The organism is Micromonospora sp. NPDC051006, assembly GCF_044456245.1.
Classification (GTDB): Bacteria; Actinomycetota; Actinomycetes; order Mycobacteriales; family Micromonosporaceae; genus Micromonospora.
Genome location: NZ_JBITFP010000001.1, coordinates 587,829 through 613,866, shown reverse-complemented (window position 1 = coordinate 613,866; position 26,038 = coordinate 587,829). Strand labels below are relative to the sequence as shown.

The following is a 26,038-nucleotide window of genomic DNA, read 5'->3' as shown; positions in this document are numbered from 1 at the left end:
CGCACGGCGGCTCCGGCCGCCGCCACAGGCGGCAACACCATCAGACGGTCAGGACGTCGATCAGGAGGATGCGGGCGCCCCGGCGCTCGACAACAGTATGGAACGTACGCGTTTCTTCCGCCGACCGGTGGTCTGGATCATCCTGGTCATCCTCGGCGCCGTTGTGCTCAGTCAGTTGTTCACCTCTGGTCCCAGTTACCACCGGGTGGACACTTCCGTTGCGCTTGACCAGCTCCACACCGCCAAGATCAATAAGGTCGTCTTCCAGGACAAGGAGCAGACGCTCCAGCTCGACCTGGCGCAGAAGACCAAGTTCGGCGACACCAACACCGACCGGATCGAGGCCCAGTTCCCCGCCGAGGTGGGTGACGAGGTCTGGAACGAGGTCCTCGCGGCCAAGGCGGCCAACCGGGTCACCGGCCCCGCCGACGCCAAGGTGTCGTCCGACAGCATCTGGGTGAGCCTGCTGGTCAACCTGCTCCCCATCGTGCTGCTCGTGCTCCTGCTGCTGTTCTTCATGTCGCAGATGCAGGGCGGCGGCTCGCGGGTGCTCAACTTCGGCAAGTCCAAGGCGAAGATGATCACCAAGGACACGCCGAAGACCACCTTCGCGGACGTCGCGGGCGCCGAGGAGGCGGTGGAGGAGCTCCACGAGATCAAGGACTTCCTCCAGAACCCGGCCAAGTACCAGGCACTGGGCGCGAAGATCCCGAAGGGCGTGCTGCTCTTCGGTCCGCCCGGTACCGGTAAGACGCTGTTGGCCCGCGCGGTCGCCGGCGAGGCCGGAGTGCCCTTCTACTCCATCTCCGGTTCCGACTTCGTCGAGATGTTCGTCGGTGTCGGCGCCAGCCGGGTCCGGGACCTGTTCGAGCAGGCGAAGGCCAACGCTCCGGCGATCGTCTTCGTCGACGAGATCGACGCCGTCGGCCGCCACCGTGGCGCCGGCATGGGCGGCGGTCACGACGAGCGCGAGCAGACCCTCAACCAGTTGCTCGTCGAGATGGACGGCTTCGACACCAAGGGCGGGGTCATCCTGATCGCCGCCACCAACCGGCCGGACATCCTCGACCCGGCGCTGCTGCGCCCGGGCCGGTTCGACCGGCAGATCCCGGTCGACGCCCCCGACATGGAGGGCCGCAAGGCCATCCTGCGGGTGCACGCCAAGGGCAAGCCGTTCACCCCCGACGTCGACCTCGACTCGGTGGCACGGCGTACCCCGGGGTTCAGCGGCGCCGACCTGGCCAACGTGATCAACGAGTCGGCCCTGCTCACCGCGCGTAAGGACCAGCGGGCGATCAGCAACGACTCCCTCGAGGAGTCGATCGACCGGGTCATCGCCGGTCCGCAGCGTCGGACCCGGGTGATGAGCGACCAGGAAAAGAAGATCACCGCGTACCACGAGGGTGGGCACGCGCTGGTCGCCTGGGCGCTGCCGCACGCCGCGCCGGTGCACAAGGTGACGATCCTGTCCCGTGGCCGCTCGCTGGGCCACACCCTGGTGCTGCCCACGGAGGACAAGTACACCCAGACCCGGGCCGAAATGATCGACACCCTGGCGTACGCGCTGGGCGGCCGGGCCGCCGAGGAGCTGGTCTTCCACGAGCCCACCACCGGTGCCGGCAACGACATCGAGAAGGCCACCCAGTTGGCCCGCGCGATGATCACCCAGTACGGCATGAGCTCCAAGCTCGGTGCGATCAAGTACGGCACCAGCGGGGACGAACCGTTCCTCGGCCGCAACATGGGCCACGAGCGGGACTACTCCGACTCGGTGGCCGCCGAGATCGACGGCGAGATGCGGGCGCTGGTCGAGCTGGCGCACGACGAGGCCTGGGAGATCCTGGTGGAATACCGGGACGTCCTGGACAACATCGTGCTCGAGCTGATGGAGAAGGAGACCCTCTCCACCGCCGACATGGCGCGGATCTGCGCCCGGGTGGTCAAGCGTCCGCCGCTCGCGCCCTACAACGGGTTCGGCAAGCGTCAGCCCTCCACCGAGCCGCCCGTGCTCACCCCGGCGGAGAAGGACAAGCTCAAGGCGCAGGCCGAGGCCGACGGCGCGCAGGCGTCGGTCGGTGGCGGTACCTCGTCCAACAACTCGGACGGCACGCACTGAGTACGGACCCAGCGGCCAGCTCCCGGAACCGGGGGCTGGCCGCTTCCGCTACCGAGCCCGACGGCGACGACGGGCTGGACTACATCGCCGCCCGCCTGATCAACGGGAAGCTCGCGGGCGGGCCGGTCGAGGAAACCGTGGACCTGGCCCGGATCGAGAAGGCCGTACGCGAGATCCTGATCGCGGTCGGCGAGGATCCCGACCGCGACGGGCTCCAGGCGACCCCGGCCCGGGTGGCCCGGGCGTACGCCGAACTCTTCGCCGGCCTGCGGGTCGACCCGGCCCAGGTGCTCAGCACCACCTTCGAGGCCAACCACCAGGAGCTGGTGCTCGTCCGGGACATCGACGTGATGAGCCTCTGCGAGCACCACCTGCTCCCGTTCCGGGGCAGCGCTCACATCGGCTACATCCCCGGCCCGGACGGCCGGATCACCGGGCTCTCCAAGCTGGCCCGGCTGGTCGAGGTCTTCGCCCGCCGCCCGCAGGTGCAGGAACGGCTCACCTCGCAGGTCGCCGACCTGCTGATGAGCAAGCTCGCGCCGAGCGGCGTGGTGGTCGTGCTGGAGTGCGAGCACATGTGCATGGCGATGCGCGGCATCCAGAAGTCCGGCGCGAAGACGATCACGTCGGCGGTGCGCGGCAGCCTGCAGACCGACGCGAAGTCGCGGGCCGAGGCGATGGCACTGATCATGCCCCGCTGACCCGACCTGAACGAGCTTGCGGCCGGTCGGCCCGGGTAACCGGGGCGGCCGGCCGTTTTCTCCGGCAGCGGTGGCGGCGGGTAGCAGCCGGGTCAGCCGGCGAGCATGGCGAGGAGCAGGCCGGCGGTGACCAGCACCGCCGGGACCAGGCAGACCAGGGCGCCGAACCGCGAGGTCCGGTCCAGCCGCTCGTTCGGACCGGGCCGGAACAGCCGCCCGATACCGACCCAGCCGGCCACGAAGGCCACCGCCGGCATCGGCAGCCCGAAGATCAACGCGGCGACGCTCGCCGGGCCGGCACCGGTCGCCACGTACACCACTACCTGGATCAGCGGCACCAGCAGCGCCAGGGGCCCGTACACCAGCAGGTTCCGCGGTCGCGCGGACCAGCTCGCCGGCCGGAGCGGATGCCGCGCGACCAGCGCGGCGTCCGCGGCGTCGGCCCGGCCCCGGGCGGTACGCAGCGCGGCCAGCACGGTCGCCGGCCCGCCGGCCATCGACCGGGCCGACTCGGTCAGCTCCGGCGGGGAGGGCACCAGCGAGATCGGCGGTACGCCCCGCTCGTGCAGCCGGGTCTGCTGGGTTGCCAGCCGGGCCCGGACCTCGGTCAGCTCCTCCCGGGCCGCCTGCACCGACCGGGCCTGCTCACCGGCGGCGGCCGCCGCGCCCCGGCGCACGCCGTCCAACTGGCGGGCGGCCGCGAGGTAGCCGTGCCAGGCGTCGAGGGCGGCGTCCGGGCTCGGGGACTGCGGAGCGGCCTCCCGCGCCCCGGCGGTGCGCTGCCGGCCCGGCCCGACCGGATCCCGTGGCTCCTGCCGGACGCTCCCGCCCGCCTTCCGGCCCAACGCCCGGCTCCCGTTCCCGATCATCGCGGCGCCTCCTCCTCGGCGAACGGCACCAGGACCAACCCCTGCTCGTCCGGGCCGTCCCAGAGCACCACCCGGCCCGGGCGGGGTCGCCACTCCACCGGGCGGTGGAAGACCGCAGCGAGTTGCGCGCCGGGCACGTCGACCGCGGCGACGGCGGCCAGCTTGTCCACCGCGTCCTCCGGTTCGAGCAGCGCGGCGAACGGCGGCACCACCCGCCACCAGCCGAGCAGGTGACGCCCGGCGGGCGGCCCATCCCGCAGCAGCGCCCGCAGCCGCTCGACGGGCAGCTCCTCCGCGCCGGCCCGGTCCAGGCCGAAGACCACCAGGTAGGTCGGCTCGTCGTCGTCCGTCACGTCGAGCACGTCGGCGACGTCGACCATCCTCGCGGTGTGCCGGGCGGCCAGCTCTGTGGTCAGCGCCTCGGCCAGCACCCGGCAGTTGGCGTCGGGGGCGGCGACGACGAAGCGAGCGCTGCCGGGCGGATGGTGCGCGGCGGTGCTCCGGGCCGCCGTGACCAGCAGGCGGGCCGCCTCCGGGCCGGGACCCAGGACGGCCAGGTTGCGGCCGGCCGCCGGACCGAGCGGCACGGCCGCCGTCGACCGGCCGACGTCGACCGCCCGGCCCAGCAGCGCGGCCGGCGCGTGCACCTGACCGGCGATCGCCGCCCGGTAGCGCGGGTCGTTGCGCAGCAGTGGGCGGGCGTAGCCGGCGAACACCACCGGCGGGGCGGAACCCTCCGGCCGGGCCGACCAGAGCTCGTGCCGCAGCCGCTCCACCACCTCCGGCGCGTCCTGCGGATCCGGGTACCGGATCAGCCGTTCGTGCCCGCGGACCGCGCCACGCGGGCCGCCGAGACCACCGGCGGTGTTCACCACCGCGCTGCCCACGGGCAGGCCGGCGGCCGAGTCGTTGGTCGGTTCCAGCACGGCGCTGCCGCCCGGTAGCGCCACCCGGACCGGGAACTGACCGAGCAGGGAATCCCGGTGCCCGCCGTCCGAGCGGCCGGCCAGCCCCAGCTCGCCGGCGCCCGCCAGCACCAGGTGGACGCCGTACGCCCGGCCCGCCCGGGCCAGCGCCTCCAGCCGCGCGGCGAGGTCGGCGGCGAGCCGGTCCCGCTCGGCGAAGAGCATCGGCACGTTGTCGACCAAGCAGACGATCCGGGGAAGGGACCGGTGCTCGCGAAGCTCCGCGTAACGCTGCCCGCCCGCCCGGCGGCCGGCCTCCTCGCGCTGGCGGACCTCCGTCGCCAGCCGGTCGAAGAGGTCCCGCACGTACTCCCGGTCGGCGGCCATCGCGGCGGCCCGGACCTGCGGGATCCACGACCGGTCCCGCTCGGTCTGCAGGAACTCCACGAAGGACTCGCCCTCGCCCAGGTCCACCAGGTAGAGCTCCAGCTCCGCCGGCCCGTACCGGGCGGCCAGACCGAGCAGGGCGGTGGTGAGGAACGCCGAGCGTCCCCCGTCGGCGCGTCCGCTGACCAGCCAGTGCGGCGTCAGCTCGGTGAAGCCGAGCGGCACCGGCCGCCCGCCGGCGTCACCTACCGTGCTGCTCAGGCCGTCGACCGAGCTGGCCGACCAGCGCTCCTCGTCGGTCGGAGGGAGCACGTCGGCCAGTGCCAGCCGGGAGCCCGCCTCCACCTGCCGGGCGAGCCGGCGACAGACCGCGCCGACCAGTTCCGCCGGTGGATCGACCTCGACGAAGACCGGGGAGTTCAACCCACCCGGCGGATCCGCGCCCGGGCTGGTGAACGAGGCCTCCGGCGGGTCGCCGAGCAGCGCGTACGCGTTGCGCATGGCGAGCGTGGTGGCCCGGGGCAACGGCGGACGGTTGGCGTACGGGCCGGGGGCCGCCCAGCCGGCGACCACCAGGTGCATCCCCGCCGCAGGGCCCTGCTCGGCCAACGCCTCGATCCGGGCCAGGTCGGTCGCGCCGGTCAGCTCGGGCAGCGCGGCGACGACCAGCAGCAGCGTGCGGTCGTGTCGCCGCCGGCCACTGGACCCCGGGGCCACCCACTGCTCGGCCTCGGTCAGCACCGACCGCAGGCCGGCCACGTCGGCGGCCGGCGGCGGGAGCAGCCCGGCGTCAGCCAGCGCAGCGAACGGAGCGAGCGTCGTACCCGCCGCGTCCACCGCGCGGACCAGCAGCGCGCCGGCCGGCGTCGCGCCGAGCGCGCGCAGCAGGACGGCCCGGAGCAGACCGGCGACCCGCGGATCCCGAGCGTCGGTGTCGATGCTGAGGTGGCCGGTGCCGATCAGTGGCACCAGGGCGGGGAAACGGGCGTCGTCCAGCGGGGCTGCGGTGCCGACCCGGACGAACGGCGGCGGACCCTCACCGGGCGGCGCGTCGGCAGCGAGTGTCTCCAGGGGAGTGCCGGACCAGCCGGGCGCCACCAGCGCCGCCACCGTACGCAGCCGGTCGGCCAGCTCGTACTGGCGACGCTGGTCAGCGGGGACCGGCCGGGTCTCGTCGAGGATGTTGGCGGCGGCCGCCGCGGTGGCCGCCGCCTGGCGGTGCAGAGCAGCGGCGCGGTTCGTACGGGTCTTCGGACCGGCCACCGTGTCCACCCCCTCTGCCCGAGGTTGGCAACCTCCCCGAGCAGAGACGGTATCCCAGCTGAGGCCGCTTACCCGGGAGGTGTGGCGGCGGTGCGCGGTTGTTGTCGTGGATCTCACCGCATGGGAGCGGTCCGTCACGATCCGCGGCAACTGAGGCATTGGGTACGCGGCGTCCAGCCGATAGCCTCAGGAGGTGGAATCAGTGCAGCCCCCCGCCGGTTCCCAGGTCTCCCGCGTACCGGCGCAACGGCCCCCCGGCGAGCAGCTGCCGCCGGGCCCGGCCGCCCCGGCGCCACAGCGGCCACGAGGCCGGCTGCGCACCGTGCTCACCGTCGTCGGCGGGGTGCTCGCGCTCCTCTGTCTCGGCGGCGCCATAACCGGCTACGTCCTGTACGACCGCGCCACCACCCCGGACCGCAGCGCCCCCGATGTGGTGGTAGCCAGTTACATCCAAGCCTTTTTCGTCGATCGGAACGACGTGCGGGCCGACCAGTTCACCTGCGACGGCGGCGGAAAGCTCGATGCGCTACGAGCGCTGCGCGACGATCTTCTGGCTCGGGAAGAGCGGTTTGGCGTTTCGATATCGGTCGGCTGGGGTCCTCTTGCCGTGCAAAGGCAGGGAGATGCTGCCAGCGTGCAGGTCGAGCTGATCATCTCTGCGATGGTCGACGGCATCACTCAAAGTGATCGGCAGTCGTGGCGGTTCAGCACGCAGCTGGGGGAGGACTGGAGAGTCTGCGAAGGCTCACGGCTAAGCAACTGATGTCACTCAATCCACAGTAGATGAACCGGCACCTCCAGGGTGGTGGGTGCCTGACCTCGCCATGCCCATCGATACCATTCGTCCTCCGGGGTGACCCGGACGCAGATGTCGCCCTCCGCACCCGAGTAGGTCTCGGTGACGGCGCGGAGGTCGCGCCGCTCCGTCGAGTCGATGACGTGCACGACGCGGCGCCCGACGACGGAGTCCGCGTCGATCACCGCTGTCGGGGCTCGGTGGCTCGGGCCGTCGAGGGACACGAGTCGGATCGGCCCCTCCTGGGACGGGGGGTTGGAACCGCGGCGGGTGCCGACGGTCTCGACCCATACCCGTTCCACCGGCATCAGTGGGGCGAAGACCTCGACCTGCTCGGCCTCGGCGCGGTACCACTCGTGCTCCGGGATCACCGGGACGTAGGTGCGGCTGTTCTGGACGACGCGGTCATCCGCCCGGAGGTCGCCGCGCCAGCCCAGACCGGGAAGTCCCACCTGTACTCGCCGCCCGCGCAACTCGACCCGACCAATGGCCGGCACTATGTCGATCGGTCGCGGTGGCCGGGGCGCCCAGTCGGGATGGTCCGCGAACGGATCGGGCAGTGGTTCGTTCATGGCAGCCGGTGTCTCAGCCTGCGTCCTTGAGCAGCGCACCTCGGGTACGCATGAACGGCACGGGATCGATCGCTCCCCGGCTGCTGCGGTCCCCGTTCTGGTGCACCTCGAAGTGCAGGTGGGGGCCGGAGGAGTTACCGCTGCTGCCGACCTCGCCGATGACGTCACCGGCCTGGACCCGTTGCCCCACTTCGACGATCGGCTTGGTCACCATGTGGCAGTAGCGGGTGATCATGCCCCCGGCGTGCAGGATGTCGACGAACCAGCCACAGCCGCCCTTGCCCGGGTAGCCATCGACGTTGCAACTCAGCTGGCCGCCGTTGTCAGGGTCGCAGCGGGAGACCAGGACCCGGCCGGACGCGGCCGCGTGGATGCGCGTGCCCTTGGACGCGGCGATGTCGACACCGTTGTGCCCCGGCCGACTGGCGGTCCGGAACCCGGAGCCGACGCCGCCGACGATCGGGGCCGTCCAACCGGACGCCGCAATCTCCTTGCCCGAGGCCGCGTCGCAGACCTGCCGACCGCCGACCAACGCTGTTCGGGCCGCCCCGCCGGCCAGCGCGTCGACGATCTGTGCGGCCAGGGCCTCGTGCTTGGCGTACGCGTCCGGGAAGGCGCTGATCTGCACCTTCTGCGCGGCGGCCGTCAACGGCAACCCTTCCCACCCGGGGACCTTGAGCAGCTTCTCGTAGAACTTCTGGGCGGCGTACTCCGGGATCATCCGCTGCCGGACCGTGCCCCACGAGGCGCGCTGTTGGAAGAGGCCGACCGAGTCATGATCTGCCCCGACACCCTCGTTGGGCAGGTTGTCGGATTCTTTGACCGTCCGATTCGCCAGGTTGAGCAACCTGGACTCCTGCATCGCGGTCGCCACGGCGATCACCCACCCGCGCGCGGGGACCTTCATTTCCTGCCCGACCTTGATGATTTTAGCTGCGTTGCGGAGTTGCTTGTCGCCGTAGTCGGCGAGCCGAGGCATGTCGCCGGTGACGTCGACCCGGAAGTCACCGGTGCACTCGGCGCTCATCGGCGTCATCTCCTCGGCCGAGTCGCCACCCAGTTCGGTCAGGAAGAACGCAGCGCTGCCCCCGGTGCAACAGAGCAACGCCATCGTGATCGTGAGCGCGCCGGCGAGGGCGCCAATGCGCAACTTGCGACGGGGACGACCTTGGTCACTCATCCCTGCTCCCAGTCCACCGCGTCGACGAACCACTGCCCGTCCGGTGCCACCAGTTCCAGGCGGAGCCGCCCGGTGTCAAGCGGCACCAGCGCCTCGACGAAGCTCTCTGTGCGTGGCAGCAGCGTGGCCTTCTCGGTCACCTGCCCGGCCGGAACTCCGGCCGGGTCCGCCCCGGCCAGCTTCGCGACGAGATTGGGCGTGGACAGTGGACGCATGCCCTCGTGCCACTGCTCGGCGGTCATGCCCGGCCTGCCCAACCAGGCGGCGACGAACCGGTCTGCCGTCTGCTCCGGAGTGCGGGCACCGGGCCGCGTGGTCGGGCTGGCCGGTGTGTCGGAGCCGATCACCCCGTCGTCACCGGCGTCCGGCTCGACCGTGGTGATCGGCTGGCTCGGGCGATTGCTCAGGCCGAGCGCCGGATCACCGGATCCGGCGACGAGCCGCGCCGCACCGATGATGCCGAACACGACGACTGCAAGGGCGATCGCGATCCCGAGCCGGGACCGCAGCACCCGGGTGAGCAGGAACTCCAGAGCGCGTCGCACCGCCATCACCGCGCCTCGGATCGGATCCGTGGTGTCGGCCGGTCCGGTGTGGTCTCCACCGAGCCGGGTCGGTAGACGACGAACGACGGCCTCTCGTCCGGGACGTCCGGCTCGGTCCAGGTAGCCGGCTGACGACGACGGGGCCGGGGTGCCGCCGGCCGGGAAGCGGCGGAACGTTCCTCGGTCTTCGGCGACTCGTCCGCGCGCTCACGGCCGTCGGGTCGCTGACGCTCGGTGCCACCGGGTGCGGTGTGTACGGGATCCTCGTGCCGCGCCTCCGGGCGAAGCCTGGTCTGTTCCGCCACCGCCGCCCTGCGGCGACCGATGGCCGGCTCCGCCGTTCCACCCGGTTCCGCGACGTCCAGTCGAGCGGCGGCACGCATGTCACGGAAGAACCGGCGGTGCCATGAGCCGGCCGAGCTGACCGCCTCGCTGTTGTCCTTGCCGCCGAGTTGCGTGATCCGTCGGTAGGGACGAAGTAGCAGCCAGCCGACGACCCCACAGAGCCAGACCAGCACCACCTGAAGCCAGCCCGGCAACGTGGCGGTGCTCATGATCAGGTCGACCGCGAAGAGGTAGATGGCGGCGCCGGTACCGAAGATGGCGATGTTGAAGACCGCGGCGACGACCGCGTTGGCCAGCCGCCGCAGCCCCGCACTGGCGGGGCGCATCAGGCCCACCGTGCCGAGGATCGGTGCCGCGATCACCGCCCACCGGAAGATCAGGAAGCCGAGCAGCACCAGCAGCGAGGCGGTCAGGTCGAACATCGCGAAGAGCAACGACGCGAGCACGGCGATGAAACCGGCGCCGATGCGATCCATGTCCCGGACCCCTTGGAGGTACTCGTAGGCCTCCGGATCCTCCCGCTCGACCTGCGCGGCGACGGTCATCCACTGCTGCTGCTTAGCTTTAATGATCACAGGGCGAGTGGCGGGATTACTGCGCATGGACTCCGCTTCATCCCAGTTCAAGGATTTAGCGTCGTAAAGCGCCGGTCCGTACTTCTTCGCAGTCTCGCTGTCCGCCGAGCCGAGGGCGCCCCGCACCCAGTTCCGGTAGAGCATCGATTCGGTGGCCGTGTCGCTGGCTCGCACCGCCGGTGGCCGCTTCTCGACGCAGGCGTCCGGGTTCGGTACTACGCACTTCTCAGGAGGAGTGCCCTTGGATGCCGGCCCGACCGCATCGTGTACGACGCCCAGGGTGGTGATCAGTGTGCTGTCGGCGAGGTTGGCTGACTTGACCGGCCACGCGGCCAGGGCCGTGACAGCCACCATCACCAGCAGCGCCCAGCCAGCCGTGGTCATGGCGTTGCTCATGTCGGACTGGCGCGACCGCCAGAGCAGGTAGAGGCCGACCACGCAGAGCGTGATGATCCCGAAGACGCTGAACACCTTCTGGTAGACGGCCTTGGTCGCCTGGTCCACCAGCGGGTCGGCCCAGCTCCACATCGAGCGTGGGTCCCAGGCGCGCTCACGTAGCGCGTTCGAAGCCCCGACGATCGCGGTGGCGACCATGAACTCGCCGTTGGCGACGGTATTGCTGAACTTGTAGTCGGGGTGCAGCACCGAGGACGCACAGCCGCCCTCGACCCGGTAGGTCGTGTAGCCGTAGCCGGCGTACCCGTAGTCGCTGTAGTAACCCTTCGGGCCGAGTTGCTTCGAGGACTCCGGTCGCGAGGCGAACCATCCGGCGAGCCCGGAATCCGGTGCGGTGGGAGTCGGCGGTTTCCAGCAGTTCGCCTCGGACTCGGCGACCTGCTGGAGTTTCTTGACGCAGGCGCGGAAGTCGGCTTGCCATTCCTGGGTCGTGCAGAGGTCGGCGGCCGCCTGGGTGGCGACCGGTGCGGCCACCGCCGGGGTCGCGCCTACGAGCGGCCAGCCGATGGTGGCCCCGGCCAGTACGCCGAGCGCGAGCAGGAGCGCCGTGATCCTTGCCCGGGCCCTCGCCATGTCACGCCTCCAGATCCGGCAGGGGGAGGTTCGGCAGTACTCCGGCCGCCGAGGCGATCGCGGCGGGCGTGGTGTCGAGGTGGTCCAGCAGTCCGTCGACGTACGAGACGTCCACCCGGACCTTCTGCACGCGCCCGTCGACGTCGCGCATGACGAACTCGCGGAAGCCGAGCCGGGCGGACGACGAGGCGTCGGCGGCGGAGAGCGAGGCCAGGGTGGCCTCGTAGCCGTCGTTGACCGGTACCCGGAGCAGTCGGAGCGCCTCGGAGGCGATCTCGCTGTCCTCGGCGATCCGGCCGACGAAGACGGTGGAGACGAGGTTCTGCACGTCGAGGCCGAGGATGTCGCGCGGGTTCTGGGAGGCGACGAGCGCGGCAAGGTTCCACTTGCGAGAGTCGCGGGCGAGCCGGACCAGGAAGGAGCGCCCGGAGCGCCAGCCTTCCATGAAGTGCGCCTCGTCCAGGCCGACCAGTTTGCGGGACGACATCGACCCGCCGTAGCAGCGGCGGACCGCGAGCCGGTGCGCGGTGTGCAGCATCGGCAGGGCGAGTGCCTCCTCGGCCGACCAGTATTCGCGCTCGATCTTCAGGTCGGGCAGCCGCAGCCCGGCCATGGTGATGACGGTGAGCGCCGCGTCCGGGCCGAGCAGGCCCTCCGGTGGCCGGCCGAAGAAGAGCATCGCCAGGGGCATCTCGGCGGTGTCGAGCAGCAGGTTCGCCAGTTCCTTGCCGGCGTCGTCGTCGAGCTGGCCCAGGCAGGTGACCACGTCGTCCAGGGTGGACGTCTCCTCGGCCGGCACCTGGCGTACGGCGTGCCGGAACAGGGTCGCGGTGGACGCCTCCCGGGCGACCTGCGGTGGCACCAGCATCATGCAGATGTCCTGTACCAGCATCCGTCGCTCGGCACGCGCGTTGGAGACCGCGATTTCGAACTCGCGGTCGCCGGCGGCGCCGACCGCGAACTCGCTGCGCAGCGGCGTCGGGATCAGCGCGTACGGTGCGAGGGTGCCGTGCTCGGAGCCGGTCAGGTTGAGCACCCGGGAGTAGGGCCGCAGCTCGGGCATGGCGCAGAGCCGGGCCAGCGGGCCGGACGGGTCGAGCAGGGTCACCTGGACGCCCCGCCGGGCAGCCAGGTAGCCGAGCGCGCCGAGCAGGGTCGACTTGCCGCCGCCGGGCTCGGCGACGAAGACCGCGAGCCCGGAGCGTTCGCGCACCTCCATCGGGTAGTGCAGGTCGAGGAAGACCGGCCGGCGGCAGGTGCCAGCGGTCCGGCCGATCAGGTCGCCGCGCCGGTCGCCGACGGTGGAGGCGGCCTGCGGCAGCGCCGCGGCCAGCAGCGGTACGGGCATCCGCCGTACGTAGCCGGTGTTGGCGATCGGCTCGCCGGGGATGAACTCCCGCGCGAGCCAGTCCTGGTTCTTCGGGTGTTGCAGCGAGATGCGCAGCTCGCGGGAGTAGAGCTGGATCAGCCGCCGGGCCCGCTCCATGCACTCCTCGCGGGTCCGTCCACCGACCGCGATCCGGTGCCAGCCGTGCGCCCGCGCCGAGTCGACCGGCAGACCGGTGGTCATCTCGTCGCCGATCACCAGCGCCCGCTTGGCCAGCCGCTCCAGTTCCGGCGGGGCGTCGATGCCGTGCTCGGCGTAGTCGAGCTGCTGAGACCGGATCATGCGGAGCCGGTGCTCGAGGTTCCGGAAGGAGTCGCCGGAGCCGAGGATGTCGACCCGGGTGGAGATCTCCATCGGCCAGGGCAGCCGCTCGTGGAAGTGCAGCCAGGGCTCGTGCCGCTCGGGGATCTCCAGCGGCTCCATCCGACCCACGGCGAGCACGGCCACGTGCCGTTCCTCGCCGGTCATCCGGTTGACCAGCTTCACGGTGGAGCCGTAGGGGGTCCGGTAGCGCTCGACCTGCTCGGTGAGGGCGAGCAGGTCGCCCCGCTCCCAGCGCCCGTCGGTGACCGGTGACAGCGCGCCGGGCGGCGCCATGCAGAGCGCCACCGAGCGGTAGAGCAGCCACTCCAGCTCCTGGGCGGTGACCCGCCGCCCCCGCATGCCGAACGCGCCGAGCACCTCGTCGAACTGCTCGACCGTCCGGCCCAGCCGGCGGCGTTCACCCTCGGCGACCCCGCGGCCGAAGGCGCGCAGCACCCGCTCGCTGAGCGTGTCGCCGAGCGACCGGCGGGCGAAGGTGACCCCGAGGTAGGTCTGCCCCTCGGCGTGGTTGACCGACATCAGGTGGCGCTGCGCGGCGACCAGGTGGTCGGCCCAGCTCGTCGTGCCGGGCACGTCGGGCAGCGGGGCGGCGGTGTGCGCGTCGATGGTGCGGGCCCACTCGTCGGCCGGGAACGGGCGGGTGGTGCGGCGCAGGTGCAGCCGGAAGCCGGCGAGGCCGGCGTACTGCTCGGAGATCGCCGACAGCAGTGCCTCGCGTTCGGCGTCCGGTCGGAAGGCCCACCGCACCTCGGGGAGCCAGTACCAGGCGGTGACCGTGTTGGGGGTGAAGGTGAGGTGACCGGCGATCTCGGTGATCGCCAGCTCGACCGACGGGTCGCGATCCCCGAACTTGATTTTCGGGGCGCGGACCCGGGCCGGCTTGATCGGCTGGTTCCGCGCCGCCGAGCGCTGTCGGGGCGCGGCGACCTCACGTCCGTTCGTCGGTTTGGCCGGTCGACCGCGCTCCGGCCGGATCTCCGTCGACCGCCGGGACGGCGGCTCGGGCTCGGCGGGCGGAACCGGCGCGGCGGGAGCGAGCGGCGTGGGCCGGTCGGGCAGCGGTTCGGCGTCGACCGGCGGGCGTACCGCCGGTAGTCGGTCGCCCGCCTGGTGCGGCACCCGGGAGCGGGCCGGCGGCTCCGGCTCGGCGACCGGCGCGGCCGGGGCCCGGTAGGGCAGCCCGGTCGCCAACCGGTCCGGCGGGGCGGCGGGCAGCCGTGGCGGCGGTGGGACCGCGCCGGCGGCGGGCGCCGGCTCGATCGCGGCCTGCTGCTGCGGTATCGGCGAGTGCTGGTGGCCGGTGCCGCCGTGCGGCGCGGCCGGGCGGCCCGGGCCGGGACGTGGCCCGCCGAAGAGGTCGAGGAACGGTGAGTCGATGTCCGGGCTCTCCCCGGTCGGCCCCGGCTCGGCGGCCGGAGCCCGGCGCGGGACCGGCCGGGGTGCCTGGAAGACACCGACCCCGTGCCCGGGTGAGGTGGCCAGCGCGGGATCGAGGGCGGCCTCGTCCAGCTCGGCATCTGGGTAATCGAGCGAACGCGCACGGTGACTGTCCGGCACGGCCGGACGGCCGGCCGGGGAACCCGGCGTGGTAGAGCGACTCATGCGACCGCCTCACCCGCGTCGTGCGACCGTCCGAACGGTGTACGCCCGGTCATGCCAGTTCCTCCCGGATCCTGATCCCGCTGCCGACCAGGCGCGGATCGCGCTGCTCGGCGGCCGGCTCCCGGGTGCGCCGCCAGTCCGTCAGCGCGGTACGGATGACCATCCGCGCCGGCCGGTCCGGGTCGACGTACCGGAAGATGAACGACGTGCTCACGATGGCGAGCGCGATCTCCCACGCGGGGAAGAGCTCCACCTGCAGCGTGAACAGCCAGTGGATGAACATGTAGAGGGGGACGAGCAGCATGAAGAGTCCGTACTGGGCGTACGGCAGGTGGACGGGAAGGGTGTAGCCGGGCGGCCCGAGGTAGACCAGGCGTGCCCGGTAGATGTCGTCGTCGGTGCGCAGCCGCATATCTGCCCGCGTCTACTCGAAGATCAGATCGATCAGGTAGTCACCGACGAAGAAGAGCGTGGCCGCGCCGGCGATGAAGGCCAACCCGACGATCGCGATGGCGGAGCTGGTCAGCACCTTGGAGATCTCGCCGCGACTGGCTCGACCGATGAAGATGACGCCGAGGACGGCGAGCAGGATCGGCGCTACCTTGCTGGCGAAGAAGGTGACGACACCCTCGGTGTCGATGCCTTTCGGCGCCGGCTCGGCGAGTGGAGTCGACGCCAGGGCGGAGAGCGCGTGGGCGACGCCGGAGGACGCCGTCTCCATGAGCTCGATGGCGATCACTGAAACCTCCCCAAATCGCGGCCGGCGCAGCCGCGGCGGTGCAATAGGCATGCCTGGCGGGAAATGTGCTCACTGGGCGCAGCGTGACTGACCCTGTGTTCGTTACTCACCACGGAGAGTGGCGAGGTTTGGCCGGATTCTTCCCGCTTCGGCCCTCCCTCCAAGCTTCGCCATCTCGATGCTGGGCAATTCCAAAGCGTACGGCCCGCCCCGGAATGCGACAAGCCGCGAAGAGGCTGCCCGATCCGACCCGGACGACCGATCGTACACCTGTTCCAATGCGCATGTCAGGGTCGTTGTGGGAGGTCGCCACCCGGCCCCCTGGAGGCCCCGCGGCCGACCGGTACGGTCTAGTCGTGACCGATCTGGTACGGGCCCCGGCCCCAGTGGTGATGGGCGTCCTCAACGTCACGCCCGACTCCTTCTCCGACGGCGGACGGTACGCCGACCTCGACGCCGCCATCGGACATGGCGTCCGACTCCGCGACGACGGGGCGCAGTTGGTGGACGTGGGCGGCGAGTCCACCCGGCCGGGCGCCGACCGGATCGACGCCGAGACCGAGGCCGCCCGGGTGCTGCCGGTCATCCGCGAGCTCGCCGGGGCCGGTGTGGCGGTCAGCATCGACACCAGCCGGGCCCGGGTCGCCGAGGCGGCGCTCGCCGTCGGCGCGGTGGTGGTCAACGACGTCTCCGGTGGCCTGGCCGATCCCGACATGGCCCGGGTGGTGCGCGACGCCGGCTGCCCGTGGGTGCTGATGCACTGGCGCGGCCACTCGCGTGGCATGCGCGACCTGGCCACCTACGCCGACGTGGTCGCCGACGTCCGGACGGAGCTGGCGCAGCGGGTCGACGAGGCGCTGCGCGCCGGCGTCGCCGCCGAGAAGATCGTCCTCGACCCGGGGCTCGGGTTCGCCAAGACCGCCACGCACAACTGGCAGCTCACCGCCCGCCTGCCCGAGCTGCTCGACCTCGGCTATCCACTGCTCTTCGGGGCGAGCCGCAAGTCCTACCTGGGCGCGCTGCTGGCCGGCCCGGACGGCCGTGCACGGCCCACCGGCGAGCGGGAGGCGGCCACCGTGGCGACCAGCCTGCTCGCCGTGGCGGCCGGCGCCTGGGGAGTGCGGGTGCACGACGTCCGCGCGACCGCGGACGCGCTCGCCGTCTGGCGGGCCAGCGGCAGTCCGCGTCTGCTGGCGACCGCCGGCGTCGGGTCCGCTCCGGCCGGTGCCCACGGGCAGGGGGAGCGGTGACCGACCGGATCCAGCTCACCGGGCTGCGGGCGCGCGGCCGGCACGGGGTGTACGACTTCGAACGCGCCCAGGGGCAGGACTTCGTCGTCGACGCGGTGCTCGACCTCGATCTCGGCCCGGCCGCCCGCTCCGACGACGTGGCGGACACCGTCCACTACGGCGAGCTGGCGGAGCGCCTGGTCGCCGTGGTGACCGGCGAGCCGGTCAACCTGATCGAGACGCTCGCCGACCGGCTGCTCACGGTCTGCCTGGCCGACCCGCGGGTGGCGAGCGCGACGATCACCGTGCACAAACCGGAGGCGCCGGTGCCGCACACCTTCACCGACGTGGCCGTCACGATGACCCAGGCGCGTGCCCGGTGAGCCGCGTGGTGCTCTCCCTCGGCAGCAACCTGGGTGACCGGCTGGCCCACCTGCGCGCCGCGGTCGCCGCGCTCGGCGACACCGTGCTGGTGGTCTCCGGGGTGTACGAGACTCCACCGTGGGGGGACCCGGACCAGCCCGCGTACCTCAACGCGGCGCTGCTCGCGCAGGACTCCACCGCGACCGCGCGCGACTGGCTGGAGCGGGCCCGGGCCGCGGAGCGCGCGGCCGGCCGCACCCGCGACCCGGACCGACCCTTCGGCCCACGCACCCTCGACGTGGACGTCATCGCGGTCTGGGGCGACGACGACGAGCCGGTGCTCAGCGACGACCCCGAGCTGACCCTGCCGCACCCCCGGGCCCACCTGCGGGCGTTCGTGCTGCGCCCGTGGATCGACATCCAGCCGTACGGCCGGCTGCCCGGCCACGGTTGGCTCACCGACCTGCTCACCAACGGCCCGGCCGCCGCCGACGCGCCGGAACTGCGCCCTCGCCCGGATCTGGCGATAGAGTCGACGGCATGACCCAGCGGAGGCGGCCGGCATGACGCAGTCGCGGTCCCCGAGGCCCGGCGGGCGCGGCCCGGATCAGTTCCGGATGGGCCCGACCCGGATCTCCACCCTGGTGGTGGCCGGTCTGGCCGCCGCCGCGGCGGCCTGGTTGCTGATCAGCAGCCTCTACTACAACGGCATCCCCCGGCTGCCCTGGTTGCCGGTGGTCACGCTCGCCGCGCTCGCCGTGCTCGAGGGGTACGCCGCGATCAACACCCGGGGCCGGATCGAGCAGCGGCCGGGCCGCGAGCCGGTCAACCCGCTGCTGGTCGCCCGGTTCGTGGTGCTGGCCAAGGCGTCCTCGCTGGTCGGTGCGATCTTCGCCGGCTTCTACGCCGGGCTGACCGGATGGCTCTTCGTCGAGTCGACCCGAGCCGCCATGGAGGACCGGGCGCCCGCCAGCGGTGGGTTGCTCGCCTCGCTGGCCCTGGTGGCGGCCGCGCTGTGGCTGGAGCGGTCCTGCCGGGTGCCGGAGCGCCCCGACGACGACCGCGAGCCCGACGACCGCGAGAGCCGCCCCGGCCAGCGCTGACCGGCCCGCGCGGGATCGGTGCTGGTCGAGGGGTTACGTCCGGCTCGCGGCGCGGGTAGCGTGCCTGCGACCGGAGAGCAACGGCCGCGCCGGTCCGCCCGCGCGTCGGACCAGGACGACCGGCCAAGGGAGGCGGCGTCAATGGGGTACGACGAACCGGGCCGCGACGGGTCGATCGAGCCCTCATCGGGGGTGCCCGCCGCGGTCCTGGAGAACGTCTTCGACGATCCCAGCCACGGCGAGCCCGGCCGCGACCGGGTCGGTGTCCACATCGGCTGGGAGATCGTGCTGCTGGTCGGGTTGGCCGCCGTGGCCTGGCTGCTCTGGCGGGAGGATCCGGACGTCCTGCGCGGCTCCGGGCTGCGCACCCTCCTGGTCGACGTGGTCGCCCTCGGCCTGCTGACCCTCGCCGCCGGGTTGAGCCTGCGGACCGCCGCCCCGAATCTGGCGATCGGGCCGGTCGCGGTCGCGGCCGCGCTGCACTTCGCCGAGCAGGGTGACCGGGGCGTGGCGGACGCGGTCGCGCCGGCCGCGGCGGTCGCCGCGGTGGCCGGGCTGCTGCTGGGGCTCGCGGTGGTGGTGCTGCACGTGCCGGGCTGGGCGGCCAGCCTCGCCGGGGCGGCGGGCGTCGTGGTCTACATCGAGCGCCGCTCCGCCCCGGTGCTGGTGCAGGGCGAGTACGACCCGCGCCGGCACGCGGTCTACCTCTTCGCCGGCTTCGCCGCGGTGGCCGTCCTCGGCGGGCTGTTCGGCGCGATCCGGGCGATCCGCCGGCTGGTCGGCCGGTTCCGTCCGGTCGCCGACCCGTCCCGGCGCCGGGGCGTGGTGGCCGCGGTGGTCACCACCGGCGCGCTTGTCTGCTCGACGGTGCTGGCCATGCTGGCCGGGGTGCTGATCGCGGCGAACGGCACCGCGCCGGTGGCTCCCACCGCCGGCCTGGACTGGACGGTGCTCGCGATCGGCGTGGCGCTGCTCGCCGGGACCAGCGCGTACGGACGGCGCGGCGGGATCTTCGGCACCCTGTTCGCGGTCGGCCTGGTGTCGGCCTTCCTCGCGTACGCGCAGGCGCGGGGCTGGACGGTGAGCCGGTGGGCGCTCGGCGGTGCGGCGCTGGGCGTCGGGCTGCTGGTCACCCGCCTGGTCGAGCGGTACGGGCGCCCCGGGCCGGTGATCGCGGACGCGCCCGAGCCGGTCAGCGACGGCGCGATCAGCTCGGGCTGGGCCATGCCCCGACCGCGACCGGTCGACAACTGGCCGCCCGCGGTGCCCACCCCCTCCGCGGAGAACCCGGTGGACCCGTGGCGATCGCCCCGCTGGGAGGACGAGCCGCGCCGCTGGGACGACGACGAACGCTGAGCCCCGGTCCAACGGGCCGCAGGTGATCTCGGCGGTTAGGCTCGGCGGCATGACCGAGACACCAGCGACCCCCACCGGCGGCCGTTCGTTCACGGAGCTGGACGCGCTCCCCACCGAGGAGCTGCGGGAGCAGGCGTTCGCGCTCGCCCGGGAGCACCGTGACTTCGGATTCTTCTGGTCGGTGCTGCGGCGCCTGCCGAACGCGGACGAGGCCGCCGCGCTCGACGGCGCGCCCAACTCGGTCGGGCCGATCGTGGACGAGGCCAACGCGCTCTGGCGGGAGCTGACCGGGCACGGCTACGAGGAGCACGAGCCGTTGCTGCGGGCCGCCTTCATCGACTACCTGATGAAGCACTGACGGGCCGGCAGCTACGCATCTGCCCGCCTCGGCGGGCCGGAAAGTGACGGGATCATGGCGATCACCAACCGGACCGGCGCGGTCAGCCGCTACGGCACGGCGGCCGGCACCGGCACACTCGCCGCGCTCGTGCTCGTCGCCGTCACCGGCAGCCCGGCGTACGTCGGCTGGGCGCAGGGCCACACCGACCCGAACGCGGCCGGCGGGTGGTACCTGCGGCTGCTCGCCTGGCCGGCCTGGCTGGTCGACGGCAGTGGCCAGGCCGGCGGCGTGCTCGCGGCCGACCTGCGGGCCATCCTGCTGGTGATCCTCACGGCGGCCCTGCTCTACCTGCTGCCGGCCACGCAGGTCGCCCGGGTGCCTGGGCCGCTGAGCCAGTTCTTCTCCGGCTGGGCGGCGTACGTGCTGGCCGGGGGGATCGCCGGCCTGCTCGGGGTGCTCCTCGGGCCCGGCGCCTCGATGCTCGGCGCGCTGCAGACCGCCGGCGCCGGCGCGAGCTACGGCTTCCTCACCGGCTGGGTCATCGCCACCGCCAGCCTGGGCGGCCGGGCCTGACCACCCGGCTGGCCCAGCTCGGCATCACTCAGTTCGGCCCAGGTCGAGCACGCGCTGGCGGCCGAGCACGCCCACCGGCCGCCCCTCGTCGGTGACCACCACCCGGTCCGCCGCTGAGGTGAGCATCACCGCCAGCGCGTCGTACGCCGAACCGCGCAGCGGCACGGTCGGCGCGTCCGGCGGCCCGCCGGCGGGCAGCGGCTCCAGCGTCTCCCGGTCGAGCGGGGTGACCACCAGCCGGCGGATCCCCCGGTCGGCGCCCACGAATTCGCGGACGAACGGGGTGGCGGGTTCGCCGAGCAGGGCCGCCGGGGTGTCGTACTGCTCCAGGTGCCCGCCCTGGGACAGCACCGCGATCCGGTCGCCGAGCCGGACCGCCTCGTCGAGGTCGTGGGTCACCAGCACGATCGTCTTACGCACCTCGGCCTGCAACCGGAGGAACTCCTCCTGCAACCTGGTCCGGACGATCGGGTCGACGGCGGAGAACGGCTCGTCCATCAGCAGCACCACCGGGTCGGCGGCGAGCGCCCGGGCCACCCCGACCCGCTGCCGCTGACCGCCGGAGAGTTCGTGCGGGTAGCGGCGGCCGAACTGGCTCGGGTCGAGGCCGACCAGGTCGAGCAGTTCGTCGACCCGACGCCGGCTGCGCTCCCGGGGCCAGCCGAGCAGCCGGGGGACGGTCGCCACGTTGGCCCGCACGGTCTGATGGGGAAAGAGGCCGACGTTCTGGATGACGTAGCCGATCCGGCGGCGCAGCCGCACCGGGTCGACCCGGGTGACGTCCTCGTCACCGAGCATGATCCGGCCGCCGGTGGGCTCGATCAACCGGTTGATCATCCGCAGCACGGTCGACTTGCCGCAGCCCGACGGGCCGATCAGCACCACCAGTTCGCCGGCCTTGACCTCGAGGCTCAGCTCGCGTACGGCCTCGGTTCCGTCCGGGTAGCGCTTGTGGATTCCCTCGAGGCTGATCGACGCGGCGCGTGCGGCGTCGGCCGTCGCGCGCCCGCCGGCGCCGGAGGTCTCCGGGGTAACGTCCACGTATGTCCTTCCGCCTGAGCTACCGGGCCGACCCGGGTAACCCGTGGTTCTCCTGGCAGTACGTGCGGGACAACTCTGACACGATCCTCGCCGCGCTGCGTGAGCACGCCTCGCTCACCGCCCGCGCGGTGTTGATCGCCGCGCTGATCGCCGTTCCGCTGGCCGTGGCGGCGTACTGGTTCCGCGCACTGGCCGGCCCGATCCTGGCATTCACCGGGGTGCTCTACACCATCCCGTCGCTGGCCCTGTTCGCGTTCGTCGCGCCCTACCTGGGCATCGGCGTGGTCACGGTGCTGAGCGTGGTGGTGCTCTACGCGCTGCTGGTGATCGTCCGCAACACCGTCGCCGGGCTGAGTCAGGTGCCACCCGAGGTCCGTGAGGCGGCCGAGGGCATGGGCTACGGCCGTTGGGGCAGGTTGTTCCGGGTCGATCTTCCGCTCGCCCTGCCCGGCATCCTCACCGGCCTGCGGCTGGCGACCGTCTCGACCGTGGCGTTGGTCACCGTCGGCGTCGTGGTGGGCCGGGGCGGGCTCGGGCAGCTGATCTTCGCCGGCTTCCAGAACAACTTCTTCAAGGCCCAGATCATGACCGGGACGCTGCTCTGCGTCCTGCTCGCCCTGGTGCTGGACCTGATCCTGGCCACCGTCGGCCGGTTCCTCACTCCGTGGTTGACCCGGAGGTCGTCGTGAGCGTGATCGAGCAGGCGGTCGTCTGGCTGAACGACCCGCTGAACTGGACCAACCCCGGCGGTGTGCTGGACCGCCTCGGCGAGCATCTGTTCCTCTCCGCCGCCGCGGTGGCGCTCGGCTGCCTGGTGGCCTGGCCGATCGGGCTCTGGCTCGGGCACGCCGGGCGGGGTGGCGGCCTGGTGGTGCTGGTGTCCAACGTCAGCCTGGCCATCCCGACGCTCGCCCTGCTGACCATCCTCCCGCTGACCTTCCTCGGCTTCGGCCGCCCGTCGGTGATCGTCGCGCTGGCCGTCTTCGCGGTGCCGCCGCTGCTGGCCAACGCGTACACCGGGGTGCGTCAGGCCGACCCGGAGGCCCGGGACGCGGCACGGGGGATGGGGCTCTCCGGCTGGCAGGTCCTGCGGCGGGTGGAGCTGCCGTTGGCGGTGCCCTACCTGGCGGCCGGGTTCCGGACGGCCGCGGTGCAGGTGGTGGCGACCGCCGCGTTGGCCTCGTTCGTCAACGGCGGCGGGCTGGGCCAGATCATCCGAGCCGGATTCGGGCTGGACATCGCCGCGGGTGGCGGGCAGATCCTGGCTGGCGGGGTGCTGGTCGCCGGGCTCGCCGTGCTGGTGGAGCTGATCCTGGCGCTGGTCGAGCGGGTCGTCACGCCCCGCCCGCTGCGCGCCACCCGCCGGCGTGCCAACCGCCGGGCGGCGGACGCGGTCGCCGGCGGCTGAGTCGACCCGCGTCGCGCCCGACCTGAGCCACCGGGCGGTCGGGGCCGGCCCGCGAGACCCGTGCCAGCCGTGGGGATGCGCATTCCGGCCGACGGCCAGGTCACGGGTGTGACGATACGGTGACAAAGGTCGCCTCCGGTTGTCGTACCCGGGTGGAAGATGTTGGGTGATAGATCGCGGGTGACCCGACAGCAGGTTCGCCCGTCGGACACGCGGCCGGCCCGGACGGGTCGCGCCGGGACACGGAAGGCGGGCATCATGCGCGCACGCACACGACTGGCCATCGGCGGGGCCGCGGCCCTGACCGTCGCCGGGCTGCTGACCGGCTGCGGTGGCGCCGGCTCCTCCGGCACCGACGCTCCCCAGCAGGGGGCGAGTGGGGCCGGTTGCGCCCCGGTGGCCGGCGACCAGCTGGTGGTCCTCGACGACGACAAGAAGCTCCAGAACAGTGACAACATCATCCCCGCGGTCAACGCCGACGCGGCGAACCCGCAGCTGATCGCCGCGCTGGACAAGGTCTCCGCCGCGCTGGACACGCCGAAGCTGATCCAGCTCAACAAGGCGGTCGACGTCGACCGGAAGACCCCGAAGGCGGCGGCCGAGGAGTTCGCCACGGCCAACAACCTGACCAACGGGATCGCCAAGGGACCGGGCGGCCAGATCGTGGTCGGCGCCGGCAACTTCAGCGAGAGCGAGACGCTCGGCGAGCTCTACCGGATCGTGCTTACCGCCGCCGGCTACCAGGTGCGGGTGCAGCAGATCGGTAACCGGGAGCTCTACGAGCCCGCCCTGGAGAAGGGCGAGATCCAGGTCGTCCCGGAGTACGCGGCGTCCATAGCCGAGTTCCTCAACACCAAGGCCAACGGGGCGAACGCCCAGCCGGTCTCGTCCCCCGATCTCGGCAAGACAGTCACCGCGCTGAAGGCCAGCGGTGACAAGGTGGGCATCGTCTTCGGTGCGCCGTCGCAGGCGCAGGACCAGAACGCCTTCGCGGTCACCAAGGCGTTCGCCGACAAGTACGGCGTCAAGAACCTCTCCGAGCTGGCCAGCAAGTGCTCCGGCCAGGCGACGGTGCTCGCCGGTCCGCCGGAGTGCCCGCAGCGGCCGAAGTGCCAGGCCGGTCTGGTGCAGGTCTACAACTTCAACGCCGGTTCGTTCAGCTCGTTGGACGCCGGTGGGCCGCAGACCAAGAACGCGTTGAAGACCGGCGCCGCCAGCGTTGGCCTGGTCCTCTCCTCGGACGGGGCGCTGGCCGCCAGCTGACCCGTCCGGGCGCGGCAGCGCCCGACATCCCGACGCCGGCCGGTCGCCGGTGGCCCTGGTGGCCACCGACGACCGGCCGCGTCCGTTGCGCCCCGAACGCCGAGCGGGGCACGGTGAACGGCGGGTGCACCCGGTCCGCACGGGCGGTTGCCGGCGTACGCCGCCGGTCGTGGGCCCGTTCCCACGGGCGGCAACTCTCGGTAGGCTCCACAGCCATGCCCGCCTCGGTCACCTCCGACGCCAAGCGCAGTCCGGCGCTGCTGACCGTCCTCTTCTGGATCGGCGTGGCGCTGGCCCCGGTGGCGGCGCTGATCCTGCTGGTCGCGGACGGCAACGGCCCGCTGCGTTTCGCCGCCGTGCTCGCCATCCTGGCCGTGGTGCTGATCGGCCTGTCGATCGCGCTGCGCGCCGACGGCGAGGGCGGTCAGGCCCGCTCCGAGGAGCTGCTGGACGAGATGGAGCAGCTCCGCCGGGAGTTGCGTGGCGAGATCGTGGCCGCCGCCCAGCGCGGCAACCAGGCGCTCGACCAGGCCCAGCGGGCCCAGGAGGCGGTCGCCGCGGTGCACCGGCGGATGGAGTCCACCAGCGCAGCCCTCGCCGGGGGTACGGAGGCGGCCGGCGCCGGTCGCGCCCGGGTGTCCGCCGCCGTCGAGCCGGCCGAGGAGGCCCCGCCCGGCCGAGGTCGGGCGGCCCAGGAGGACGCCGCGCCCCGGTGGGGGCGGCCCGACTGGGAGGACGACGAGGAACCCCGCCGGGCGCAGCCCAACCGGCACGCTGCCGACCGGCCCGCACCGGGTCAACACGGGGCTGAGCGCCCGCCCGCAGCCGGGTACGGCGAGCGTCCGGACCCCGCTGGCGTCTACGGCGAGCGCCCGGAGCCGGCCGGGGTCTACGGCGAGCGTCCGGACCCCGCTGGCGTCTACGGCGAGCGCCCCGAGCCAGCCCGCGGTTACGGCGAGCGGCCCGGCCCAGCCGGCGTCCACGGCGAGCGGCCCGGTTCCGCCGGGGTGTACGGCGGGGACCGTCCGGCCGCCGCCCAGCCCGGCGTCTACGGTGCCGCCGCGCGTCCCGCCGAGCACGACGGGCGGGCCGCCGCGGAGCCGCACCGCCCGGTCGGCATGGTCCGGCACACCGAGACGGTGCACGTCACCACCCGACACACAATCGTGGACGGGGGATCGGCCGAACCGGCGGGTGGCCGCTACGGCGGCGGATACGCCGGCGCCTGGTCGCCCCCGGCGGAGGAGCGGGCTTGGGGCGGGTCCCGCCCCGACGAGCACTCCTGGGCGGGCACCGGGCCCGAGGAGCGGTCCCGGCCCGGGTACGCCGCTCCCGACGAGCGCTCCCGCCCCGGCGACGATCGGCGATGGGCTGGGCAGCCCGACCCGCGCGCCGAGTCGGGCTGGGAGGGGCAACGCGACGAGCGGGGCCGGGCCGACCGGCGGGACGACCGGTCCCGGTCGGCCCCGGAAGACCAGCGGGGCTGGTCGGAGCAGCCGGTGGCGGGCGAGCCAAGCTGGGGCGTCCCGGCCGAGCGGCCCGGCCCGGAGCGGCCTGACGACACCGGGCAGTACTGGGCGCAGCTGCGGGCCGGGGACCGGTGGGCGGCGGTCCGGGACGACGATCGCGGCCGGGAGCTGCGGATCGGCGAGCGGCACGCCGAGGTGCACGCCGACGCCACCGGCACCGAGTACCGGGTGGCCGACCGGTGGGCGTCGGTCCGCCGCGAGGAGCCGCGCCGGGACGAGTCGCGCCGGGACGAACCACGCCGGGATTACGACCGGGGTGGCGACGAGGGCTGGCGGGGTGGTTGGGCCGAGCCGGAGGAGCGCCCGGGGCTGCCCGCCGGCGGGGTGCCGGTGCCGGACGAGTGGCGTCCGCCGCGGCAGCGGGGCTACCAGCCGACCGACGTCGAGCCGGAGCGGGTAAGCCGACGTGCGCGGGGCGAGGAGGAGTACTACGGCTATCCGCCGCAGGACGACGTGCCGCGCGCCGGTGGGGCCCGCGCCGACCGCTGGCGCTGACCG

23 protein-coding genes and 1 pseudogene are annotated in these 26,038 nt (G+C 73.1%); 14 read left to right on the top strand and 10 right to left on the bottom strand.

Annotated features, from left to right (window positions below):
* The first annotated feature begins 97 nt into the window (after positions 1–97).
* Entirely contained in the window at positions 98–2,116 is a 2,019-nt protein-coding gene (ftsH, locus tag ACIBBA_RS02920) for an ATP-dependent zinc metalloprotease FtsH (RefSeq protein WP_350873549.1), read from the top strand.
* A 35-nt stretch (positions 2,117–2,151) separates the two neighbouring features.
* Positions 2,152–2,817, top strand: coding sequence for a GTP cyclohydrolase I FolE (gene folE, locus ACIBBA_RS02915; protein WP_396693434.1), 666 nt, complete (start codon positions 2,152–2,154; stop codon positions 2,815–2,817).
* A 92-nt stretch (positions 2,818–2,909) separates the two neighbouring features.
* Here the strand turns inward: folE and ACIBBA_RS02910 are convergent, their stop codons facing one another.
* Together ACIBBA_RS02910 and ACIBBA_RS02905 are read right to left on the bottom strand one after the other, a co-directional pair.
* Positions 2,910–3,686: a hypothetical protein gene (locus ACIBBA_RS02910; protein ID WP_396693126.1), complete on the bottom strand. Its 777-nt coding sequence runs from the start codon at positions 3,684–3,686 to the stop codon at positions 2,910–2,912.
* On the bottom strand, positions 3,683–6,250 hold the full coding sequence (locus tag ACIBBA_RS02905) for an FtsK/SpoIIIE domain-containing protein (protein WP_396693124.1): 2,568 nt from the start codon (positions 6,248–6,250) through the stop codon (positions 3,683–3,685). The genes ACIBBA_RS02910 and ACIBBA_RS02905 overlap by 4 nt, the downstream gene beginning before the upstream one ends.
* 193 nt (positions 6,251–6,443) lie before the next feature.
* On the opposite strand from ACIBBA_RS02905, the gene ACIBBA_RS02900 reads away from it, so the two are divergent.
* A complete protein-coding gene (locus tag ACIBBA_RS02900) occupies positions 6,444–7,004 on the top strand; it encodes a hypothetical protein (RefSeq protein WP_396693432.1) in 561 nt (186 codons plus the stop codon).
* A 2-nt stretch (positions 7,005–7,006) separates the two neighbouring features.
* On the opposite strand, the gene ACIBBA_RS02895 is transcribed toward ACIBBA_RS02900, so the two are convergent.
* From ACIBBA_RS02895 to ACIBBA_RS02865, 7 genes are read right to left on the bottom strand one after another with little or no spacing between them, the layout of a single operon-like run.
* Positions 7,007–7,609 (bottom strand): hypothetical protein, encoded by a 603-nt coding sequence (locus ACIBBA_RS02895; RefSeq protein ID WP_396693122.1) that lies wholly within the window; start codon positions 7,607–7,609, stop codon positions 7,007–7,009.
* Between the two features lie 13 nt (positions 7,610–7,622).
* Complete coding sequence (locus tag ACIBBA_RS02890) at positions 7,623–8,789, bottom strand: M23 family metallopeptidase (protein ID WP_396693120.1); 1,167 nt, start codon at positions 8,787–8,789, stop codon at positions 7,623–7,625.
* A complete protein-coding gene (locus ACIBBA_RS02885; RefSeq protein ID WP_396693119.1) occupies positions 8,786–9,343 on the bottom strand; it encodes a hypothetical protein in 558 nt (185 codons plus the stop codon). Before ACIBBA_RS02885 ends, ACIBBA_RS02890 begins: the two co-directional genes overlap by 4 nt.
* Entirely contained in the window at positions 9,340–11,283 is a 1,944-nt protein-coding gene (locus ACIBBA_RS02880; protein ID WP_396693117.1) for an MFS transporter, read from the bottom strand. Before ACIBBA_RS02880 ends, ACIBBA_RS02885 begins: the two co-directional genes overlap by 4 nt.
* A 1-nt stretch (position 11,284) precedes the next feature.
* Positions 11,285–14,596 carry an ATP-binding protein gene (locus ACIBBA_RS02875; protein WP_396693115.1) on the bottom strand — a complete coding sequence of 1,104 codons (3,312 nt, stop codon included), beginning with the start codon at positions 14,594–14,596 and terminating at the stop codon, positions 11,285–11,287.
* A gap of 49 nt (positions 14,597–14,645) precedes the next feature.
* Positions 14,646–15,008: a hypothetical protein gene (locus ACIBBA_RS02870; protein ID WP_350873541.1), complete on the bottom strand. Its 363-nt coding sequence runs from the start codon at positions 15,006–15,008 to the stop codon at positions 14,646–14,648.
* A gap of 12 nt (positions 15,009–15,020) precedes the next feature.
* Positions 15,021–15,335, bottom strand: a complete 315-nt coding sequence (locus tag ACIBBA_RS02865; protein ID WP_120781215.1) for a hypothetical protein — start codon at positions 15,333–15,335, stop codon at positions 15,021–15,023.
* A gap of 356 nt (positions 15,336–15,691) precedes the next feature.
* Here ACIBBA_RS02865 and folP point away from each other — a divergent pair, with 356 nt between their 5' ends.
* The 7 genes from folP (at position 15,692) to ACIBBA_RS02830 (ending at position 20,299) form a co-directional block, all read left to right on the top strand.
* The gene (gene folP, locus ACIBBA_RS02860; protein WP_396693112.1) at positions 15,692–16,585 is read left to right on the top strand and encodes a dihydropteroate synthase; all 894 of its coding nucleotides are present in this window, start codon (positions 15,692–15,694) and stop codon (positions 16,583–16,585) included.
* On the top strand, positions 16,582–16,947 hold the full coding sequence (folB, locus tag ACIBBA_RS02855) for a dihydroneopterin aldolase (RefSeq protein WP_396693110.1): 366 nt from the start codon (positions 16,582–16,584) through the stop codon (positions 16,945–16,947). Before folP ends, folB begins: the two co-directional genes overlap by 4 nt.
* Positions 16,944–17,471: a 2-amino-4-hydroxy-6-hydroxymethyldihydropteridine diphosphokinase gene (gene folK, locus ACIBBA_RS02850; protein ID WP_396693108.1), complete on the top strand. Its 528-nt coding sequence runs from the start codon at positions 16,944–16,946 to the stop codon at positions 17,469–17,471. Before folB ends, folK begins: the two co-directional genes overlap by 4 nt.
* 19 nt (positions 17,472–17,490) lie before the next feature.
* Positions 17,491–18,030, top strand: a complete 540-nt coding sequence (locus tag ACIBBA_RS02845; RefSeq protein ID WP_396693106.1) for a DUF3180 domain-containing protein — start codon at positions 17,491–17,493, stop codon at positions 18,028–18,030.
* 141 nt (positions 18,031–18,171) lie between these two features.
* The gene (locus ACIBBA_RS02840; protein ID WP_396693104.1) at positions 18,172–19,386 is read left to right on the top strand and encodes an ABC transporter permease; all 1,215 of its coding nucleotides are present in this window, start codon (positions 18,172–18,174) and stop codon (positions 19,384–19,386) included.
* Positions 19,387–19,435: 49 nt separating this feature from the next.
* Positions 19,436–19,744 (top strand): hypothetical protein, encoded by a 309-nt coding sequence (locus ACIBBA_RS02835; protein WP_396693102.1) that lies wholly within the window; start codon positions 19,436–19,438, stop codon positions 19,742–19,744.
* Between the two features lie 54 nt (positions 19,745–19,798).
* Positions 19,799–20,299 carry a hypothetical protein gene (locus tag ACIBBA_RS02830; RefSeq protein ID WP_396693100.1) on the top strand — a complete coding sequence of 167 codons (501 nt, stop codon included), beginning with the start codon at positions 19,799–19,801 and terminating at the stop codon, positions 20,297–20,299.
* 24 nt (positions 20,300–20,323) lie between these two features.
* Here the strand turns inward: ACIBBA_RS02830 and ACIBBA_RS02825 are convergent, their stop codons facing one another.
* Positions 20,324–21,340 carry an ABC transporter ATP-binding protein gene (locus tag ACIBBA_RS02825; RefSeq protein WP_396693098.1) on the bottom strand — a complete coding sequence of 339 codons (1,017 nt, stop codon included), beginning with the start codon at positions 21,338–21,340 and terminating at the stop codon, positions 20,324–20,326.
* A 2-nt stretch (positions 21,341–21,342) separates the two neighbouring features.
* Here ACIBBA_RS02825 and ACIBBA_RS02820 point away from each other — a divergent pair, with 2 nt between their 5' ends.
* The 4 genes and pseudogenes from ACIBBA_RS02820 to ACIBBA_RS02805 all read left to right on the top strand — a co-directional run bounded on the left by ACIBBA_RS02820 (position 21,343) and on the right by ACIBBA_RS02805 (position 26,035).
* A complete protein-coding gene (locus ACIBBA_RS02820; protein WP_396693096.1) occupies positions 21,343–22,029 on the top strand; it encodes an ABC transporter permease in 687 nt (228 codons plus the stop codon).
* A complete protein-coding gene (locus ACIBBA_RS02815) occupies positions 22,026–22,748 on the top strand; it encodes an ABC transporter permease (protein WP_350873530.1) in 723 nt (240 codons plus the stop codon). Before ACIBBA_RS02820 ends, ACIBBA_RS02815 begins: the two co-directional genes overlap by 4 nt.
* A gap of 139 nt (positions 22,749–22,887) precedes the next feature.
* A pseudogene (locus ACIBBA_RS02810) lies at positions 22,888–24,011 on the top strand (glycine betaine ABC transporter substrate-binding protein).
* 215 nt (positions 24,012–24,226) lie between these two features.
* A complete protein-coding gene (locus ACIBBA_RS02805) occupies positions 24,227–26,035 on the top strand; it encodes a hypothetical protein (RefSeq protein WP_396693094.1) in 1,809 nt (602 codons plus the stop codon).
* Positions 26,036–26,038 lie beyond the last annotated feature (3 nt).